Annotated in this window: 15 protein-coding genes; 9 read left to right on the top strand and 6 right to left on the bottom strand. The window is 50.9% G+C overall.

Annotated features, from left to right (window positions below):
* Positions 1-41 precede the first annotated feature (41 nt).
* Together F608_RS0116535 and F608_RS34975 are read right to left on the bottom strand one after the other, a co-directional pair.
* Positions 42-1823, bottom strand: coding sequence for an aminopeptidase P family protein (locus F608_RS0116535; protein ID WP_022666762.1), 1782 nt, complete (start codon positions 1821-1823; stop codon positions 42-44).
* 28 nt (positions 1824-1851) lie between these two features.
* On the bottom strand, positions 1852-3996 hold the full coding sequence (locus F608_RS34975; RefSeq protein WP_022666761.1) for a methyl-accepting chemotaxis protein: 2145 nt from the start codon (positions 3994-3996) through the stop codon (positions 1852-1854).
* A 235-nt stretch (positions 3997-4231) separates the two neighbouring features.
* On the opposite strand from F608_RS34975, the gene F608_RS0116525 reads away from it, so the two are divergent.
* From F608_RS0116525 to F608_RS0116495, 7 genes are all read left to right on the top strand, one after another.
* On the top strand, positions 4232-5374 hold the full coding sequence (locus F608_RS0116525; protein ID WP_022666760.1) for a MalY/PatB family protein: 1143 nt from the start codon (positions 4232-4234) through the stop codon (positions 5372-5374).
* Between the two features lie 16 nt (positions 5375-5390).
* Positions 5391-6767, top strand: coding sequence for a tryptophanase (locus F608_RS0116520; protein ID WP_022666759.1), 1377 nt, complete (start codon positions 5391-5393; stop codon positions 6765-6767).
* Positions 6768-6944: 177 nt separating this feature from the next.
* Positions 6945-8057, top strand: a complete 1113-nt coding sequence (locus F608_RS0116515; protein ID WP_022666758.1) for a branched-chain amino acid ABC transporter substrate-binding protein — start codon at positions 6945-6947, stop codon at positions 8055-8057.
* A gap of 110 nt (positions 8058-8167) precedes the next feature.
* Complete coding sequence (locus tag F608_RS0116510) at positions 8168-9076, top strand: branched-chain amino acid ABC transporter permease (protein ID WP_022666757.1); 909 nt, start codon at positions 8168-8170, stop codon at positions 9074-9076.
* A 23-nt stretch (positions 9077-9099) separates the two neighbouring features.
* Complete coding sequence (gene livM / locus F608_RS0116505; RefSeq protein ID WP_022666756.1) at positions 9100-10302, top strand: high-affinity branched-chain amino acid ABC transporter permease LivM; 1203 nt, start codon at positions 9100-9102, stop codon at positions 10300-10302.
* A gap of 3 nt (positions 10303-10305) precedes the next feature.
* A complete protein-coding gene (locus tag F608_RS0116500) occupies positions 10306-11100 on the top strand; it encodes an ABC transporter ATP-binding protein (RefSeq protein ID WP_022666755.1) in 795 nt (264 codons plus the stop codon).
* Positions 11093-11800, top strand: coding sequence for an ABC transporter ATP-binding protein (locus tag F608_RS0116495; RefSeq protein WP_022666754.1), 708 nt, complete (start codon positions 11093-11095; stop codon positions 11798-11800). Before F608_RS0116500 ends, F608_RS0116495 begins: the two co-directional genes overlap by 8 nt.
* A 96-nt stretch (positions 11801-11896) precedes the next feature.
* Here the strand turns inward: F608_RS0116495 and F608_RS0116490 are convergent, their stop codons facing one another.
* Entirely contained in the window at positions 11897-13552 is a 1656-nt protein-coding gene (locus F608_RS0116490; RefSeq protein WP_022666753.1) for an acyl-CoA synthetase, read from the bottom strand.
* Positions 13553-13739: 187 nt separating this feature from the next.
* On the opposite strand from F608_RS0116490, the gene F608_RS0116485 reads away from it, so the two are divergent.
* Together F608_RS0116485 and F608_RS0116480 are read left to right on the top strand one after the other, a co-directional pair.
* Entirely contained in the window at positions 13740-14564 is an 825-nt protein-coding gene (locus tag F608_RS0116485) for a methylenetetrahydrofolate reductase (RefSeq protein WP_022666752.1), read from the top strand.
* A gap of 94 nt (positions 14565-14658) precedes the next feature.
* On the top strand, positions 14659-15570 hold the full coding sequence (locus F608_RS0116480) for a proline dehydrogenase family protein (protein WP_022666751.1): 912 nt from the start codon (positions 14659-14661) through the stop codon (positions 15568-15570).
* A 421-nt stretch (positions 15571-15991) separates the two neighbouring features.
* On the opposite strand, the gene F608_RS0116470 is transcribed toward F608_RS0116480, so the two are convergent.
* From F608_RS0116470 to F608_RS0116460, 3 genes are all read right to left on the bottom strand, one after another.
* Positions 15992-16408, bottom strand: coding sequence for a GNAT family N-acetyltransferase (locus F608_RS0116470; protein WP_022666749.1), 417 nt, complete (start codon positions 16406-16408; stop codon positions 15992-15994).
* 493 nt (positions 16409-16901) lie between these two features.
* Positions 16902-17426, bottom strand: coding sequence for a hypothetical protein (locus F608_RS0116465; RefSeq protein WP_022666748.1), 525 nt, complete (start codon positions 17424-17426; stop codon positions 16902-16904).
* Between the two features lie 210 nt (positions 17427-17636).
* Positions 17637-19181, bottom strand: a complete 1545-nt coding sequence (locus F608_RS0116460) for an IS1182 family transposase (protein ID WP_022666747.1) — start codon at positions 19179-19181, stop codon at positions 17637-17639.
* Between the last annotated feature and the right edge of the window lie 48 nt (positions 19182-19229).

Here is a 19229-nt window from a genome sequence, read left to right as displayed (position 1 = left end):
TAGCGGCCTGAAAGGCCATCCGCAAATCCAGATTCTAAAATCTAATTTATTTTCAGGGTCTTGCCCTTCAGCCACTCCCTGACTTCCGGTTGTAATCCGGGACTTAATTTTTCATATACATTTTCATGGTAGATGTTCACCCAGTCAATCTCCTCCCGGGTGAGCCGTTCCTTATCCATGAGCTTTGCCTCAAAATGGCAGAGGGTCAGATTTTCGAATTTGAGAAACCTGCCGAACTCGGTCTCATGGGAATCCCGGACCAGGACCATGTTTTCGAGGCGGATCCCGTATTGGCCCTCCCGGTAAAGGCCGGGCTCATTGGTCAGCACCATGCCCGGTTTGAGCTCCACATCCACGGGATGGGGGCTGATCCTTGCCGGACCCTCGTGGACGGAGAGAAAAAATCCGACCCCGTGGCCGGTGCCGTGGCCGAAGTTCATGCCCTGCTTCCAGAGAAACTGGCGGGCCAGGGTATCGATCTGAAACCCCTTTGTCCCCCGGGGAAACAGAGCCGTTGCCACGGAAATATGGCCCTTGAGAACCAGGGTATAATCCTGGATTTCCCGGGCCGAAGGGGTGCCCATATGGAGGGTCCGGGTGATGTCCGTGGTGCCGGTAAGATAATTTCCCCCGGAATCCGTAAGAAACATCCCCTTATCCGTGACAGGGACATCACTCTCTTTGTCCGCTGAATAGTGGCAGATGGCGGAGTGTTCTCCCTGGGCCATGATGGATGAAAAACTGATATCCTGAAAATCAGGCTGTTCCTGCCGGAATTCACGGAGTTTTTCCGCTGCAGAAATTTCGCTTACCGGGCCGTCCCAATGTTCCAGCCAGAACAGAAAATTGGTCACGGCCAACCCGTCCTTGACCGCTGTTTCCCGGGTATGGCGGATTTCGATCTCATTTTTTATTGCCTTGAGTTCCTGGGCCGGTCCGGTTTTTTCAATAATCCGGCAATTGGAATTCACGGCATTAAAAAGGGAAAAGGCCGTATTTTCAGGGTCGAGCAAGATCCCCTGACCGTCCGGGATCCCCTTCAGGGCCCCGGCCACATCTCCATAGGGACGAAGATCAATCCCCTCCCCGGCCAGTTGGGCCGCGAGATCCTTGTCCACCTTGGCCGGGTCCATGAACAGGAGAGCCTCTTCAGGACCGATGATGGAAAAGGCCAGATTCACCGGGTTTGACCGGATATCCTCTCCCCTGAGATTATAGGTCCAGGCAATATCGTCCAGGGCGGTCATCAGATGCCGGTCCGCTCCGTATCCGGCCATGGCCTTTCGGATCTCCCCGAGCTTGTCCTGCCTTGATTTTCCGGCATAGACCGTTGAAAAGTCCCAGGCCCGGGTTTTCGGCGGCAGGGGCCGGTCCGGCCAGGCGTCCCGGATCAGATCCAGATCCGTTACCAGCCGGATATTACCGGCATCCAGTTTTTTTTTAACTTTCCGGATCTGGGCCAGGGAAACCACATTTCCATCCATGGCCACCCGGTCCCCCGGGTCCAGATTTTCAAAAAGCCATTGCTCCACCTGGGGGACATCCGGCTCCCCGAGCTTGACCAGCCGGAATTCGGAATCCCGGATCTGGGCCCGGGCCTGGATCCAATACCTGAAATCCGTCCACAGCAGGGCCTGATCCGGGGTCACCAGGACGGTCCCTGCCGATCCGGTGAACCCGCTCAGCCACTGCCTTGCCTGCCAGTGGCCTGCCAGATATTCACTCTGATGGGGATCGGAACTGGTAATCACCAGGGCGGCGATTTCATGGGTCGTCATCAATTCCCGCACTTTTCCCAGCTTATCATCTGCGGTCAAAGCCATTCAATTCCTCTTCAATTGCTGAATTTCATTATTCAATGACAAACTTCTTGACCAGGTCTGCCAGTTTCCCTGTCTGAAACGTCATTTTTTCTGCACCGCCGTTAATATTGCGGCAATGCCCGGACATCTCGTCGCTGACCCGGTTCACATTTTCCATGTCTCCGGCAATATCCGTGGTCAGTCCGTCAAAATTGGCGATGGTGGAGTTAACGTTGCTGATGCCCGATGCAACGGTTGAGGTATTGTCTGCGATCTCCTTGGTGGTGACCGACTGTTCTTCAATGGCCGAGGCAATATCGTTTACCAGGTCGTTCATCTCCCCGAAACTCTTGGCTATCCGGGTCATCTCCTCCTGGGTGGAGCCCGAGGACAATTTGATATTCTCTATCTTTTCCTTGATATCCTGGGTGGCGGATGCGGTCTGCCGGGCCAGTTCCTTTATCTCCCCGGCCACCACGGCAAACCCCTTGCCGGCTTCCCCGGCCCGGGCCGCTTCAATGGTGGCATTGAGGGCAAGGAGGTTGGTCTGTTCCGAGATCTCGTTGATCAGCTCGGTAAAGGCGTCGATTTCGCCGGCCTCTTTGCCCAGCTGGTTCACCCTGTCCGAGGCAGACTCTATGCTTTGACCCGTTTCAAGGCTCATGGACCTTGCCGTTTCCGCGTTCCTGGCAATCTCGTTGATGGTGGCCGTCATCTCTTCGGTGGAAGAGGCCACGATGTCCAGGTTGTCGGCAGCCTCGCCCATGACGCCGGCAATGGAAGATACTTCGGAACTCATCCTGCCGGTGGCAGAGGTGACTTTCTGGGTAATCTCAACCATTCCGCCGGACTGCCGGGAAATCTGGCCGGACTCCTCCTTGGCCTCCCGTACAGATCCGGACAGGACTTCCAGGCTCTTTGAGATATCGGATATCATGGTCTGGAGTCTTTCTATAAAAAGATTAAACCACTGGGCCAGTTCCCCGATTTCATCCTTTGACCGGATTTCGATCCGTTTGGTCAGGTCCCCCTCCCCCTCTGCCACGTCCTTGAGGGTGAAGGTCACCTTGAGAATGGATTTCACCAGGGTTCCGGCAAAGAAAAGGGCCAGAGGAATGATCAGAACAATACAGCAGAGAAAAACAATCACCAGGGTATAAAAAACCTGGAGGGTGTTGTCTGTTACGGTCCGGTTTGAAGTCAGCAGCATGATGGCTCCGGCAGGAGAATTGTTCTCAAAAATCGGTATCAGGCCCTCAAGATAACTTTCCTGGCCAATCTGAATCGTCCCCAGCAGGGGTTCCTGTCCTTCCAGGCTCCATTCCCCCTGTCCGGATTTTCCAAAGGTATCTTCGTTGAGATTTTTGTTTACAGGAACGGTTCCCAGGGAAAACTTGTCTCCGGCAAACAGGTTCACCCCCATGCCCGTCAATTTGGAAGTCTGCTCCACAAAGGCCTGGTCAAGGGACTTTAAAACAACGGCGAATCCGAATACCCTGGGTTCCATCTTGTCGGTTTCCTTGTTGTAATCCTCCATCATCACCGGAGCCAGAATGGCCAAGGCCAGGCGGCTGCCTTCCCTGATGATGGACGCTTTGGAACTGCCTTCCTTGAGGTCTTTTGCCTCCATCATGCCGGAACGGGAGACCTGAAATTCCAGGTTTGCAACAGAGGTTCCCGATTCCCAGTCGCTTTTTTTCAGGTCTACGTTACTCTCCACAAGGGTATATTTAAATGCTTTTTCAGGGTTAACGTAATAATATCCCACCAGGAGTTTGCCGTCCTTTTGCTGCTGAAAAAAGGCGGCCAGCTCTCCGGCAGAGTCGTAGACCGCCATCTTCTGGATATGATTGGAAGAAGCGGTGGTGAAAAGAGCGGTGGCCAGCTCCACAAAAGCGGGTTCCGTCATTCCCAGATCGTACTCTTTTTTGAAATCTGCCAGGAACTTCAGGTTTTCGTTGACCTTGAACAAGGAATTCATCTGGTCGGTTTTCCGGATCAGATCTTCCTCCAGTTCCGAAATTTTCAGTTTGACCATGGCAAGGCCCTTGGCAACGGAGTCGTTGGCTGAATGGATATTCTGTTTATAGGTGACATAGGAAACCACCAGGGAAGACACCACCATAACGATCAGAACGACCAGAACAATGACCCCCAGAAACTTCTGCTTTAGTTTTAGCGAAAATAGGCTCATACTATTTTTTACCTTTTTCTTGGATTGATCCTCTACCCCTTTAAAAAATACTATTTTATCTCGACACTTACAACGCAATTTTTGGAAATCATGCCCAACTCATGCCAGACTAACAAAACATTGGATTGATATTCAATCCATTTTTTGCAATACTCTTTCATTCCCTGGCCAGGGGCCAGTATACCAACTCATCCATCCCATGCTGTCTTCGACTCCAGCTGAAAAGGAACTCACCATGAACTACAATTTTGACGAAATCATTGACCGGAACAATACCCACTCCATGAAGTGGGGAAAATACCAGGACAGAGACATCCTGCCCATGTGGGTGGCGGACATGGATTTCAAAGCACCCCCCCCCGTCCTGAAGGCTCTTGAGCAGGTGATCTCCCACGGGATACTGGGCTATACCCATGTGCCGGATACCTTATCCGGAATCGTCACAAAAAGGCTTATGCGGCTGTACGGCTGGCAGGTTGAACCGGAATCCATCCTATGGACTCCGGGTGTGGTCTCCGCCCTGAACGGAGCATGCAGGGCCTTTGGAACCCGTCAGGAGAGAATCGTCACCACCACCCCGATCTATCCGCCTTTTCTCTCCGTATCTGATTCCTGCGGCAAAGACCTGGTCACCCTGCCCATGACGGAGATCCAAAACAGGTCTACCCTCGATTTCCCGGGGCTTGAACGCACCTTTCAAGAGGGGGCGGCCCTGTTTTTATTCTGCAGTCCCTACAACCCCTGCTCCACCCTTTTCACCCGGGAAGAGATCCTGGAACTTACGGAACTGTGCACCCAATACAAAGTCATCCTCTGCTCCGATGAAATCCACAGTGACTTTGTCCTGGACCCTGAAAACGTTCATATTCCCACGGCATCGGTCTCTCCGGAGGCCGGGGCAAGGACCGTCACCCTCATGGCCCCTTCCAAGACCTTTAACATCCCAGGACTCGGCTGCTCCTTTGTGGTGATTGAAGATCCAATTTTAAGGGACAGGTTCCGGTCGGCCCTCAAGGGTCTTGTACCGGATGTAAACCTCATGGGGTTTGCCGCTGCCCGGGCGGCTTATGAAGAGTGCGACGACTGGCTGGAACAATTGATTGCATATCTGAGGGGAAACCGGGACATGGTCATGGAAAGGGTGGGCCAAATGCCGGGCTGCCGCATCAACCCCGTTAAGGCCACCTATCTTGCCTGGATCGATGTCAGAGATACCGGTCTGGATGACCCGGTAAAATTTTTTGAAGACAACGGCGTGGGCCTTTCCGACGGAAAATTCTTCGGCAAAGAGGGATTTGTCCGGCTCAACTTCGGCTGCCCCCGGTCAACCCTTGTAGAGGGATTAAACCGGATGGAAAGGGCATTGAAAACCATCTAAAAATGAGGAGGTCTGAATGAAGACCATCATCGAGCCTTTCCGCATCAAAACCACGGAGCCCATCAAGATCATTTCCCGGAAGGAAAGGGAAAAGGCCCTGGAAAAGGCCCATGAAAACGTGTTTCTCCTGGATGCCGAAGACTGCTGCATTGACCTGCTCACGGACTCGGGAACCGGGGCCATGTCCACCCGGCAGTGGGCCGCCATGATGCTCGGGGATGAGTCCTATGCCGGATCCAGGTCCTGGAAGCATTTTGAATCCACGGTCCAAAGCATCACCGGAATCCGTCATGTGCTGCCCACCCACCAGGGACGGGCCGCCGAGGCCATTCTGACCCAGACCCTGATCAAAAAAGGAGATGTCATTCCCAACAACTCCCACTTTGATACCACAAGGGCCAATATTGAATATGTGGGCGGCATCGCCGAGAACCTGCTCTGTGAACAGGGCCTGGACACGGCAGACCAGTCCCCGTTCAAGGGGAATATGGATATTGAAAAGCTGGAGCAGTGCATTGCCGGGTACGGCAGGGAGCGAATCCCCTTTGCCATGATCACGGTGACCAACAACTCCGGGGGAGGCCAGCCCGTTTCCATGGCCAATATCCGGGCGGTCAAGGAGGTCCTGGACCGGCACGCCATCCCCCTGATCATCGATGCCTGCCGGTTCGCGGAAAATGCCTATTTTATCCATGAAAGGGAAAAGGGGTATGCCGGAAAAAGTTTATTGGAGATATCCCGGGAGATGTTCTCCCTTGCCGACGGGGCCACCATGAGCTGCAAAAAGGACGGGCTGGCTAATATCGGCGGATTCCTCATCTGTAATAACGACGAATGGGCGGAAAAGTTTAAAAACCTTCTCATCATCCGGGAGGGGTTTCCCACATACGGAGGACTGGCCGGCCGGGACCTTGAGGCCATTTCCGTGGGCCTCATGGAGGCCCTTGAGTACGATTACCAGGTCTATAGACAGGCCACGGTCCGCTACCTGAGCCAAAAACTCGTTGATATGGGGGTCCCCATTGTCCGGCCGGCCGGCGGCCATGCCGTGTTCCTTGACGCCAGGAAAATGCTCCCCGACCTGCCGGTTCTCCACTATCCCGGCATCGGCGTGATTAACGCCCTCTACCTGGAAGGCGGGGTCAGGGGAGTGGAACTGGGCAGTGTCATGTTCGGCCGTTTTGACGACCAGGGACGGGAACACCCGGCTCCCCTTGAACTGGTCAGACTGGCTTTTCCCAGGAGGGTGTACACCCAGAGCCATTTTGACTATCTTGGGGAGATCATTGAAGAGGTGTGGAAAAACAGGGGGAAAATTCCGGGGTACAGGATTACCTACCAGTCCCCTTTTCTCAGACATTTCACCTGTCATTTTGAAAAACTGGCCTCCTGATCCTCTATTTTTCCTTGACTCTGAGCCGCTTTCTTCTTATATTTATTCGATTTTTTATCAAATTAATTTTACTGGGTTGTTAATACTATAGTGGTTGAAAAAAAGTTAATTCAACTGAATTTAGCGGTTGGACGGGATTTGATTCAACTGATTTAATTTTAAAAAGGGGAGTAAAGCATGAAAAAAATTTTTGGTATTTTTGCTGTTGCAGTCTTGTCCATGATGGTTTTCGCAGCACCGGGGTTTGCCGACACCATTAAACTGGGTGTGGCCGGGGCCCACAGCGGCGATCTCGCCTCTTACGGCATTCCGTCTGTCAAGGCAGCAGAACTGGTGGTCAAAAAAATCAACGCCAAGGGCGGTGTCCTGGGCAAACAGGTCGAACTCTTGATTGAAGACGATGTGTGCAAACCTGAAGTGGCGGGCAATACAGCCACCAAACTGGTTTCAGAAGGTGCCGATGTTGTTCTCGGACATATCTGCTCCGGCGCCACCAAGGCGGCCCTGGGATTTTACAAAGATGCAAAAATCGTTGCCATGTCTCCGTCGGCAACCAACCCTGACCTGACCCTGTCCGGCGAATATCCCAACTTTTTCAGAACCATTCCCCATGATGCCAAGCAGGCCCAGCTCCAGGTCAAGTTTGCCACTGAAGTCCTGAAGGTGAAAACCGTTGCCATCCTCCACGACAAGGGGGACTACGGCAAAGGCCAGGCGGAACTGGCCAGAAATTACTTTAAGGATGCAGGAGTAGAGGTTGTCCTGTTTGAAGGCGTCACCCCGGGCGCGGTTGACTATTCCGCCATCGTAACAAAGGTCCGTCGTAAAAAACCGGAACTGGTTGTCTGGGGCGGCTACCATCCCGAGGCTTCCAAAATCGTCACCCTGATGCGCAAGAAAAAAATGAAAACTGTGTTCATGGGTGCCGACGGTGTAAAAGACGACACCTTTATCAAGGTGGCCGGAAAATATGCCGAGGGTGTTTATGCCACAGGTCCCATGGATATCTCCTCCAACCCCATGGCCAAGATGGCAAAGGAAGAACATCAGAAAGAATACGGAGCTGATCCGGGTGCCTTTTTTGATGCTGCCTATTCAGCGGCCCTGGCCCTTCTCAATGCCATTGAAAAAGCAGGTTCAACCGATTACGACGCCGTTGTGAAGGCCCTGAAAACCGAATATGTGGAAACGCCTTTGGGAAAAATCAGCTTTGACCAAAACGGGGATGCAACCGGTATCGGCTTTGCGGTTTACAAGGTTGCCGACGGCAAATTCGTAGAACAACAATAAGCACGCCTTTACAGGTGCGATAAGAATCATAAGGGGCAGGCAATACACCTGCCCCTGTTTTTTGTCAGCGGAAGATCCTTCCCTGACCCTATTACTTAAAGCAGGTTGATATGGAGTTTGATTTTTTTTTAGAACTTTTTTTAGGGGGATTGACCCGGGGCAGCATCTATGCCCTGATAGCGCTGGGATATACCATGGTCTACGGAATCATCCAGCTGATCAATTTTGCCCATGGAGAAATATACATGATCGGGGCCTTTACCGGGCTGATCGTGTCCAGCGTTTTGACCATGACGGGGCTTCCCCAGCTGGCCGTGGTCATCATCGCTGCCAGTGCGGCCATTCTTTATTCCTGCTGTTACGGATACACCATGGAAAAGATCGCCTACAAACCCCTTCGGAACGCTCCCCGGCTGTCCGCCCTGATTTCGGCCATCGGCATGTCCCTTTTTCTGCAGAACTATGTCCTGCTGGCCCAGACCTCGGATTTTCTGCCTTTTCCCAGCCTGATTCCGGATTTTGAATTCTGGGAACCCTATTCCCATATTATCACCTCTCCGGAGCTGGTCATCCTGATCACCACGGTCATCGTCATGATTCTGCTGACCTTTCTGATCAAGTTCACCACAGTGGGCAAGGCCATGCGGGCCACCTCCCAGGACAGCACCATGGCAGCCCTTCTGGGCATCAACGTCAACCGGATCATATCCATAACCTTTGTCCTGGGTTCGGCCACGGCCGCCATCGGCGGATTGCTCATCGCATCCCACATCGGACAGATCAACTTTTACATGGGCTTTATTGCAGGAATCAAGGCCTTTGTAGCCGCAGTTCTGGGGGGCATCGGAAGCATCCCCGGTGCGGTTCTCGGCTCTCTGGTCCTGGGCTGGACCGAGAGCTTTTTCACGGGATATATCTCCAGTGACTATGAAGACGTGTTTGCCTTTTTGTTCCTGGTTCTGATCCTGATTTTCAGGCCCTCCGGAATCCTTGGAAGATCTGAAACCCAAAAAGTTTAATTGTGTAAAAAAGATATTTTATTATGAATTTTGCAGACGAGTGTAAAAAATCAAGCCTGGCCGCCATCTGGTTCATGTTTCTTACCTTTCCCCTGATGGTGATCCGGGTCAACACGGTCACCAAAACCATTGAGTGGCGGTGGTGGAACATGCTCTTTATCGGTGTGGCATTCTTTATTCTCTCCTTTCTATGGCGGTATCTGCTCAGAAAAAAGGAGCAGGGGGGTAAAAAGGAAAAATCAGATAAACCCGCCCTTTTCCAGCGCATCTTTGCCGACAAAAAACGGATGGCTGCCCTATGGGCGGTTCTGGGCATCGCAACCCTGATCTTTCCCCATCTCTTTTCCATGTACCAGACCAACATCATGATATCGGCCCTGATCTATGTCATGCTGGGCCTGGGCCTCAATATCGTCATCGGCCTTGCCGGACTCCTGGACCTGGGCTATGTGGCCTTTTTTGCCGTGGGGGCGTATTCCTATGCCCTGCTCAACGCCCACTACGGACTTTCCTTCTGGCTGGCGCTGCCCCTTGGCGGTATCCTTTCAGCCATTTTCGGCATCCTCCTGGGCTATCCCGTACTCCGCCTGCGGGGGGATTACCTGGCCATTGTCACCCTGGGGTTCGGGGAGATCATCCGGCTGGTGCTGGAAAACTGGAGCGAATTTTCTAACGGCCCTGCCGGAATTGCCAATATTCCCAAGCCAGGCTTTTTCGGTCTTGACATGTCCCTCCAGGCCAGCACGGTTTATCTTTTCTATATCATCGTGGGCCTGGTCATCTTCACCATCTTCTTTATCAACCGGCTGGAAAACTCCAGGATCGGCAGGGCCTGGATCGCCCTTAAGGACGATGAAATCGCCTGCCAGTCCATGGGAATCGACAAGGCCAAGACCAAACTCAGGGCCTTTGCCCTGGGCGCAACCTGGGCAGGCATGGGCGGGGTGGTCTTTGCCGCAAAAACAACCTTTATCAACCCGGCCAGTTTTACCATCTGGGAATCGGTCATCATCCTGTGCACCGTTGTCCTGGGGGGCATGGGATCCATCACCGGTGTCATTTCAGGTGCCTTGCTGCTGATCCTGCTGCCCGAGTATCTCCGGGCCTTTTCCGAATTCAGGATGATCTGCTTCGGGGCCGTCCTGGTCCTGATGATGGTGTTCAAACCCGGCGGCATGATTGAAAATGTGAGAAAAACCTATAAGTTTAAGGCGAACCATAACTAAACCATGAAACCGATACTAGAAGTAAATAACCTGACCATGAAATTCGGAGGGCTGAAGGCCATTGACACCCTCAACCTCACCATTAACAAAGGGGAGATCGCCGCCTTGATCGGCCCCAATGGTGCGGGCAAAACCACCTTCTTTAACTGCATCACCGGAATATACACCCCCACCAAGGGGGATGTGCTGATCCGCCCCGACGGGACAGAGGGCTCGACCAAGCGGATCAACGGCCTGAAACCCAACCTGGTGACCCGGAAGGGACTTGCCAGGACCTTTCAGAATATCCGGCTCTTTTCCTCCATGACCGTGCTGGAAAACGTCATGATCGGCTGCCACCCCGTGACCCGGGAGGGAATCCTGGGAGCCCTTTTCCGCGGGACCCGGACAAGGGAAGAAGAGCAGTTCATCGTGGATAAAAGCTACAGGATTCTGGAGAAAATCGGTCTTGAAGCCTATGTGGACGAACTGGCCCTGAACCTCCCCTATGGTGCCCAGCGCCGCCTGGAGATCGCCAGGGCCCTGGCCACGGATCCCTTTCTCCTGCTCCTGGACGAACCGGCCGCCGGTATGAACCCCAAGGAAACCCAGCAGCTGGACGAACTCATCCTTAAGATCCGGGACGAGGAAAAGATCAGCATCCTTCTCATCGAGCATGACATGAAACTGGTCATGAGCCTTTCCGAAAATATCTTTGTGGTGGACTACGGCAAGAAAATCGGAGAGGGAACCCCTGAAGACATCAGAAACAATCCGGTGGTGATCAAAGCTTACCTGGGAGAGGACATCGATGCTTAAACTCAGAAACATACAGACCTTTTACGGGAATATCCAGGCCCTTAAAAATATCGACATGGATGTAAAAGAGGGGGAGATCATCACCCTTATCGGCGCCAACGGCGCCGGCAAATCCACCACCCTCATGACCCTCTGCGGAATTGTCCCGCCTGCCAGCGGCACCATTGAATTCCAGGGCCGGGACATCACGGGCCTGCCCCCGGATAAAATTGCGGCCTTAGGCATCAGCCAGGTTCCTGAAGGACGGAGGATTTTTCCCTATCTCACGGTCACGGAGAACCTGGACATGGGGACCTTTCTGCGCAAGGACAAAACCCAAATCAAACAGGATCTTAACCATGTATTTGAGCTTTTCCCCATTCTTGCCGAGCGGCGGAACCAGCAGGGAGGTACCCTGAGCGGAGGAGAACAGCAGATGCTGGCCATCTCCCGGGCCATCATGAGCAAGCCCAAGCTCCTTCTCCTGGACGAGCCCTCCCTGGGTCTGGCCCCCATCATCGTCAAGCAGATCTTTGACATCATCCGCAAGGTTAACAAGGAAGACGGGGTCACCATTTTTCTGGTGGAACAGAACGCCAACCTGGCCCTTAAGGTGGCCGACCGGGGCTATGTCATGGAAACCGGGACCATCACCATGACCGATACCGGAGCCAATCTTCTGGCCGACGAAGCCGTGAAAAAAGCCTACCTGGGCATGTAGGTCCCTGTCATATACAAGAGGCAAAAGCCGGCCGGAGGGAACTCCTGCCGGCTTTTCTTTTATCAAATCCTTTCCCGCATCCGGGGAGGGTGAAGATCAGGAGAAGATTTTCTTATACTCCTCCCGCATATTCCGCTTCAGGATCTTTCCCGTGGGAGTTTTGGGAAGGGCATCCACCAGGATCACCTTTTTGGGCACCTTGAACGGGGCAAGGTGTTCCCGGCAAAGGGAAATGATCTCTTCCTCGGAAACGGTCTCCCCTTTCCGGGGAACCACCACCGCGGCCACGGCTTCCACCCATTTGGGGTGGTTCAGGCCGATGACCGCGACCTCCTCCACCCGTTTGTCCAGGTATACGGCCTCTTCCACTTCCCGGGTGGATACGTTTTCCCCGCCGGTCTTGATCATGTCCTTTTTCCGGTCCACCACGGAGATATACCGGTCCGGATCGGCGATTCCGATGTCTCCGGAATGGAACCAGCCGCCTTTCATGGCTTCTTCGGTCTTTTCCGGCTCTTTAAAGTACATGGTCATGGCATGGGGTCCCCTGCCGCAGATCTCGCCGGGATCCCCCGGGGTGGTCACGGCCCGGCCAAGATGATTTTCCAGCCGGGTCTCCATGTTCAGCCCGCCCATTCCTGCCGACCCCAGCTTGTCCACGGCATCTTTTGCCTTTAAAATGGTGTGGTAGGGCGCAAGCTCGGTCTGGCCGTAATAATTGTAAACCCCGGCACCGGGGAGGCGTTCCAGGATCTCCTTTAATACCTCCACCGGCATGATGGAGGCCCCGTAATAGCATTTCTTCAGACAGGAAAGGTCATACTTATCAAAGTCCGGATGCCTTAAAAGTCCGATCCAGACCGTGGGCGGGGCAAAAAACATGGATGCCCGGTATTGGTCAATGGTCTTGAGGATCTTATCGATTTCCGGAGCCATGAGGATATTGGTTCCCCCCAGCCAGAACACAGGGTTCATAAAGACATCCCGCTGGGCGCAGTGGTAGATGGGAAGGGCATTGACATTGACGTCGTCACTGCTGTAACACCCGTCGATGACGGCGCCCATATACTGGGCAATGAGGGCCTGATTGCTGATGATGACTCCCTTGGGCAGGGATTCGGTCCCGCTGGTATAGGTCATCTGACAGGGATCCTCTATCCGAAGCATCACATCGGGTTCAGTTGCGGGAAAGGTCTTGTACCAGGATTGAAAATCTGTAAACCGGTCCTCCGGAGGTGCCTTGCCTTCCACATCGTCGGACCAGAGGAAATCCTGAACAGATCTCATATCGCCGAGCACCTGGTCCACCAGTCCGTACAATGCATCTTCCACGATAAAGACCTTACTTTCGGAGTGATCAATGCAATAGGTCACGTCCTTTCCCTTTAACAGGTAATTGATGGCCAGATAGACCGCACCGATCTTGCAGCATCCCAGCCAGGTCAGGACATGGTGGACGGTGTTGTGGGCCAGGATCGCCACCCGGTCGTATTTTTTGACCCCAAGGTCGGTGAGCGCATTGGCCACCCGGTTGCTCTCAGCCTCCAGCTCAGCATAGGTCAGAACTTTCTCACCGAAGATCAGGGCTTTCTTGTCCGGGTAATGGTAGGCACTGCGCCGGATCATATCTCCGATCACCAACCGGTTCACCCGGTTATACCGCTCCATGAGAAAATCAATATTCTCTTTGTTCAGGGTGCTGTACTTTGATCTGTCCTCTGCCGATAGGGTGTTACCAGTCTCTTGGCTCATCGCTTGATCTCCTTTCGCAGTTTCATGTCAAATACACCGGGATATGAAATGCAGGATACAATAAGAAAACCCCTTAATCAAAGATTAATTATCCGGGCGGCCCTGAAATAAACACAAGATTTATTTGCCTTTCTTCTTTCCGGGTATTATTTTCTTTTATACGTCCATCAGATCAGGAGAACGGATCATGCCTTTTCCCTTTGCTTCGAAAAACGACTTTCTCATCACCATTGAGGTGGTGCCCCCGGCCGGCCATGATTCCAGGGACCTTTTACATAAAATCAGGAAAGTGGCCGATCTCCCCTTCCACGCCTTCAGCGTGGCATCCAACCCCGTGGCCAGGCCCAGGATGTCGGCCATGGTCTTTTCCCGGCTGGTCCGGGAGGCCACGGGCAAACCGGCCATCCTCCACCTGACCGTCAGGGACCATAACCGGCTGGGACTTCTCAGCGAACTTGCCGGAGCCCGGGCCCTGGGAATAGAAGCCGTCATCTGCGTCACCGGAGACCCTTCGGGCAAAAAATCTTTGGAACCCGCATCCTTTGTGGCCGATGTGAACGTGTTCCAGCTCATGTCCATGGCCGGGGAAGCCGGTTTTTGCACCGGAGGGGTCCTGGATTACAGACCCGAGGTCAACGGTCTTGACCGTGAAATTCAACGTCTGGAGAAAAAAGCCGAGGCCGGATGCCGGTTCATCGTGACCCAGCCCGTCTACGATGAAAAAACCGCCCGGAAGATCCGTGAAGGAACGGCCCATCTGGACATCCCGGTTCTCATGGGAATTCTCCCCTTGCTCTCCCCCCGCCATGCCCGGTTCCTCCACGAGAAGGTATCCGGCATTGTTGTGCCTGAAAATTTACGGGAGGAGATGGAGAGGGCGGAAGATCCCCTGGCCCACGGGGTTGCCCAGGCCCGGGAGATGCTGGAGCTTTCCCGGGCCCTGTTTTCCGGGGCCTGTATCATGCCTCCCTTTGACCGGTTTGAAATTTTAAACCAGATCCTGAATTCCTGAAAATCCCCCCTGGAACGGGGGACATTTTTCTTGACAAAACAGGATTATTCCTGTAATGGTTTAACCATTGAAAAACTGAATACATGGAGAGATCATGATAAGCAAAATCATCAGCCGGATCCTGCCCCACATGCCGGAGAAACTGGTATGGCAGGTTTCGAAAACTTATATTGCCGGAGAGTCCGTGGAAGACGCTGTTGCCGCGTCCCGGGCCCTGAACCGGGAACAGACCATGGTCACCATCGACATCCTGGGCGAGTTCATTGAAAACATGGACCAGGCAAAGGTCAACCGGGACGAGTACATCCATCTGATCCGGGAAATTGAAAACCAGGACATCCACGGGAACTACTCGGTCAAACCCACCATGTTCGGCCTGCTCCTGGATGAGGAAATCTGCTATGAATATATCCGGGAAATCGTGGCAACCGCAGCCTCATTCAACAATTTCATCCGTATCGACATGGAAGACTCCCCCTGTGTGGACATGTCCATCAAGCTGTTCCGGAGAATCAAACAAGAGTTTCCCGACAATATCGGGCTGGTGCTCCAGGCCTATCTCAGGCGGACCCTTTCGGACATGGAGTCCATGCTCGACCTGAAAACCGACACCATTGACCTGAACTTCAGGCTGTGCAAGGGGATTTATGTGGAACCCCCGGAAATCGCCTATCAGGACTACCATGAAATCAACACCCACTACCTTGAAGATCTTGAATTCATGATGAAAAACGGGGTTTATGCGGCCATTGCCACCCATGACAAGCCCGTGATCCAGGGAGCCCTTGACCTGATCAAAAAATACGACCTGCCCAGGGAACGGTACGAGTTCCAGATGCTCTACGGCGTTACCCCGAAACAGCGCAGGAAACTGGTAAGGCAGGGCCACCGGGTCCGGGTATACGTGCCCTACGGAAAGCACTGGTTCGGATACTCCACCCGGCGCCTCAAGGAAAACCCCAATATGGTCAGCCATGTGGTCAAGGCTTTTTTTCAGAAGGGATAATTTCCCCGGCTGAACCTTATTTAGGAACCAAAGACCCTACTCTGTCGCGGAGGGGACGCATATAGATCCGTCCCTTCCGCGGCCTTTCCCACCCTACTTTCTACCCTCATTCCCGGATACCATAAAATCAGTCCGGACTTGCAGATCCATTTCGAATTGTGGACCATTTCGATTGTTAAAAATTATGCAATTTTTGTTAAATTTTAGAAAGCTCTTAACATTTCTTTTGTAATTGAACGCTATTTTCAAGATCATTTTTACGAGAGATGATACCATGAAGTCAACGGTCTTCCGGCCAGGAATCCTAGAAAATTGTACAGGGCATAATCTTGATTCTTTGGCTGTAAACTCAATGATTTTTTTAATTAATGATAAACAATTTTGAAACACGCTCTACATCAAATAATTCGATTAAATCGAATCAACCCAGCTTCTTTTTCAAATAGATTTTGGAATGACATTCGTAATAATTATCTAAAACGCCAAAGATTTCGTATCCATAGTTCTGATAGAATTCTGGAGCTTGAAAACTGTAAGTGTAAAGGTATGAGCTATGACAACCTCTTTTAATTGCCATTTTCTCGGCTTTCAACAACAATTTTTCTCCAATATTTTTTCCCCTATGATTATCTGACACCCACAAACTGATTACTTCAAGCCATCCACCGCCAAAAATACAATCTATACCAGCAATTATTGAACCAGAATCGTCCGTGACCTTGTACAGAAAGTTGTTAAAAGCATAACCTTTGATTTTATCCCCATTAAATCCCATCAGTTTGTCATCAAGATAGTTTCTATCGTCTTGATTCGGTTTTTCGCTATAGATTATATCCATTTTCATCCCCATTGAATGTTTTATTGTGAATCTTATACGGAATGATTCAGCATAATGTCCACCAATTTGGAAATCACGATCAAGAAAAAACTGATACTCACCTGAACATTTTATTATTTCACCACCATAACACCTGTGATTCGTGTCGCTGGCTACTTCTGTTATTGCTTTCCGACAATCAACCGAAAGATATCCGGAAAAATACCATTAGTGTGGTCTACTAAAAAATTTAAATCGGTAGGAATCGAAAACCCCAGGATACACGTAATATTGCTCGCTGATTTGAAGATTTAAAAAAAAGCGGAAGTACAGGGAAAGTCCACTCCCTTTATTGAAATCTCAAAAGGCAGGACTATAGCCAGAAGTGCTCACTTTTATAAAAGGGTTGACTGATAGACAGAGTGTGGGGTTTCCGATTCCTTACAATTTTTAAAACTGCCGATCTTTCATAACGCCCAGCGCAACGGAAAATTTGTCTCGCTTGCGCTGTTTGTTAGGTGCCACCATTTGGGTATCTGTGTATTAACTGGAGATTAGCACGGTTTAAAAAGATTGAAATCTCTGCCATTTGTCGCATTTCTCGATCAAATGAACCTGGCTCTAAGTACTCTTGATTGAAAACTAACTCTCCAGTTTCCCCATCTACCTCAAGCTTTGGGTCAGACCTGAGAATCGCTTGCACTTCGCCACCAGCCTTTAACTCGATAAACGCAGAGTGGAGTATTCTATTTCTATTTTTCCTTAACTCATGAAGACTTTTAACACATGCATCAAATGAGCCCTTAAAGTCTAACTCTATTTCTGAATCTAAATTGCATTTGGGCAACGCCTCAATGAAAAGAGAATGGACCTTATTTACCAAGTCATAGTTGCTTAAGTTACGTAACTGCGTAGGAGGCCATTCTTTCCGCTCTGGATCAATAATAAACCATCCGATTTCACGAAGCTTGTTTTCTATCCATTGAAATGACACTGCGAATTCACCAATGCGCTGATAAATTTTCTCTTCGTTTTCCATAATCTCAGTTCTGCATCCGCCTAACGAGTCTGTAGAATAAGTCATTTTTAGGCGGTAGTCATTTGCCGCTATGAAATTATTCTCAGCCTCTTGTTTTTTATTATTCTATGTTAATTCTGTCGTTAAAATCGATTACGCTATTGTAACTGTCTCTTAAGACCGCAATATCAGCCTCTGATAAAGAGAGATCTGTTCCCCCATGCCCTTCCTTTATGTGGCTGGGATCGAACCATACCGATGTATCTTTTTCAAATTATGCAAAGCGCAGAACAGCAGCCATTGACAATTAACCTTGATTTTCCCTCTCATAGTGAACCTGTCCAACTTTATCGTATGCCGAATATGGCCAAACACCGGTTCTACTGTCCCGAGCCGCTTGGAATAAATCATCCGACCCAAGGCGGAGTCGATTTTTTGTTTCATCCTTTCCGTGGCTGTGTCCGGGGCATCTTTGTTCTTTGTCCCGCTATGAAAATATGCCACCGATCTCTTGGGAGATCTGTCTGGATGACGAAGGCATTTTGATCTGAGCTTACAAGGGCCGCAAGCGGATTTAGGCGCCTTGAATCGCGTTACAAAATTGCCCTGGGTATCGAAACCTCTGCCACTTCGGTAAAGCCGCTTTCCGGCCGGACACATGCAAAATTTAAAATCAGGATCAAAATAGAAGTCTTCTTTTGAATACAATTGGGATTTTTTCCGTTTTCCTGCGATCTCTTTACGATGCCTTTCTTTGTAGCGGTCATTATCTTTAAACCGGGGATCTCGTTTGCGGAACCGGTTATCGGCCACATAGGCGTCAATCCCTTCTTTAGCCAGCATATCCATATTGTCCTTGGTGTGAAATCCGCTGTCTGCTGTCAAAAGGGTCTTTTCAAAAACACTATCTTCCAGATTGCCCTTTGTGGATTCAATCATCGGTTTCAACAAATCCTGTTCTGGCCCTTTTCCATAGGCTTCGGCACCCACAATCACTTGATGTTTGCTGTCCACCATGGCCAGGCCGTTGTATCCCTGGATATAACCCTTTGATGATTTCATTTTGGCAGAATCGTTATCAGTGATGTTGGACTTTATGGGTTTGCCACCGGCACCCGGTTTATCATCATTGTCGTTTACCCATTCACGGATCTTTTTAATCTGCTTTTGAAGCGTTGCCATATACTTTGCATCGGACTCGATGATATTGTTTTTCTCTTCAATGTCATCGATTTGCCGGTGCTTTTCAATGATATGTTCTATGGCTTTTTCAAGTTTAAGGGCTTTTTTCTTAAAATCGGCCTTGGTGCCGCTCCATTCCTTTGAGGCATTGGAAGGCAGCTTACAGCCGTCCACAGCAAACATTTCCCTGCCGATCAGGTTCATCTCATCGCAGATAAGGATGATTTCTTGAAACAGAGCGACAGCCTCTTCATCCTGGCTGGAAACAAAATCAGCGATGGTCGTGAAATGAGGTCTTGTATGAGCGGACAGGGCCATGAAGATAATGTTTTCTTCGCAGCATTGGGAGATTTTCCGGCTGGATGTGATCCCCCTTGAATAAGCATAAAGAATTATTTTTAAAAGGATCCTGGTATCATAGGCAGGAGCCCCGGTATCATCGTTTTTATACCGTTTGTCGAAAACACTCAAATCCAGTTCATTGTCAATCAAATGACTGAGGGTATATTCGAATGTGCCCGGAAGGATCTGTCTGTCAAAATAGACCGGAAGGAAAACACCTTGATCGTATGAATAGTCTTTATATTTGGCCATTTTTTACTCTTGTTTGGTCTGCGGTTTTTCTATTTGTTTTAAAGAAAA

Origin of the sequence: Desulfospira joergensenii DSM 10085 (genome assembly GCF_000420085.1) — a bacterium.
Classification (GTDB): domain Bacteria; phylum Desulfobacterota; class Desulfobacteria; order Desulfobacterales; family Desulfobacteraceae; genus Desulfospira; species Desulfospira joergensenii.
Note: the sequence above shows the minus strand (reverse complement) of the source record. Positions and strands in the feature narration are given on the sequence as shown.

Excerpts from the sequence above, each read along its gene's own strand:
- F608_RS0116460 (WP_022666747.1), bottom strand. The coding sequence starts at position 19,181 with ATGGCCAAATATAAAGACTATTCATACGATCAAGGTGTTTTCCTTCCG.
- F608_RS0116500 (WP_022666755.1), top strand. The coding sequence starts at position 10,306 with ATGAAACCGATACTAGAAGTAAATAACCTGACCATGAAATTCGGAGGG.
- F608_RS0116465 (WP_022666748.1), bottom strand. The coding sequence starts at position 17,426 with ATGGAAAACGAAGAGAAAATTTATCAGCGCATTGGTGAATTCGCAGTG.
- F608_RS0116515 (WP_022666758.1), top strand. The coding sequence starts at position 6,945 with ATGAAAAAAATTTTTGGTATTTTTGCTGTTGCAGTCTTGTCCATGATG.
- F608_RS0116480 (WP_022666751.1), top strand. The coding sequence starts at position 14,659 with ATGATAAGCAAAATCATCAGCCGGATCCTGCCCCACATGCCGGAGAAA.
- F608_RS34975 (WP_022666761.1), bottom strand. The coding sequence starts at position 3,996 with ATGAGCCTATTTTCGCTAAAACTAAAGCAGAAGTTTCTGGGGGTCATT.
- F608_RS0116490 (WP_022666753.1), bottom strand. The coding sequence starts at position 13,552 with ATGAGCCAAGAGACTGGTAACACCCTATCGGCAGAGGACAGATCAAAG.
- F608_RS0116495 (WP_022666754.1), top strand. The coding sequence starts at position 11,093 with ATGCTTAAACTCAGAAACATACAGACCTTTTACGGGAATATCCAGGCC.
- livM (WP_022666756.1), top strand. The coding sequence starts at position 9,100 with ATGAATTTTGCAGACGAGTGTAAAAAATCAAGCCTGGCCGCCATCTGG.
- F608_RS0116520 (WP_022666759.1), top strand. The coding sequence starts at position 5,391 with ATGAAGACCATCATCGAGCCTTTCCGCATCAAAACCACGGAGCCCATC.
- F608_RS0116485 (WP_022666752.1), top strand. The coding sequence starts at position 13,740 with ATGCCTTTTCCCTTTGCTTCGAAAAACGACTTTCTCATCACCATTGAG.
- F608_RS0116470 (WP_022666749.1), bottom strand. The coding sequence starts at position 16,408 with ATGGATATAATCTATAGCGAAAAACCGAATCAAGACGATAGAAACTAT.
- F608_RS0116535 (WP_022666762.1), bottom strand. The coding sequence starts at position 1,823 with ATGGCTTTGACCGCAGATGATAAGCTGGGAAAAGTGCGGGAATTGATG.
- F608_RS0116510 (WP_022666757.1), top strand. The coding sequence starts at position 8,168 with ATGGAGTTTGATTTTTTTTTAGAACTTTTTTTAGGGGGATTGACCCGG.
- F608_RS0116525 (WP_022666760.1), top strand. The coding sequence starts at position 4,232 with ATGAACTACAATTTTGACGAAATCATTGACCGGAACAATACCCACTCC.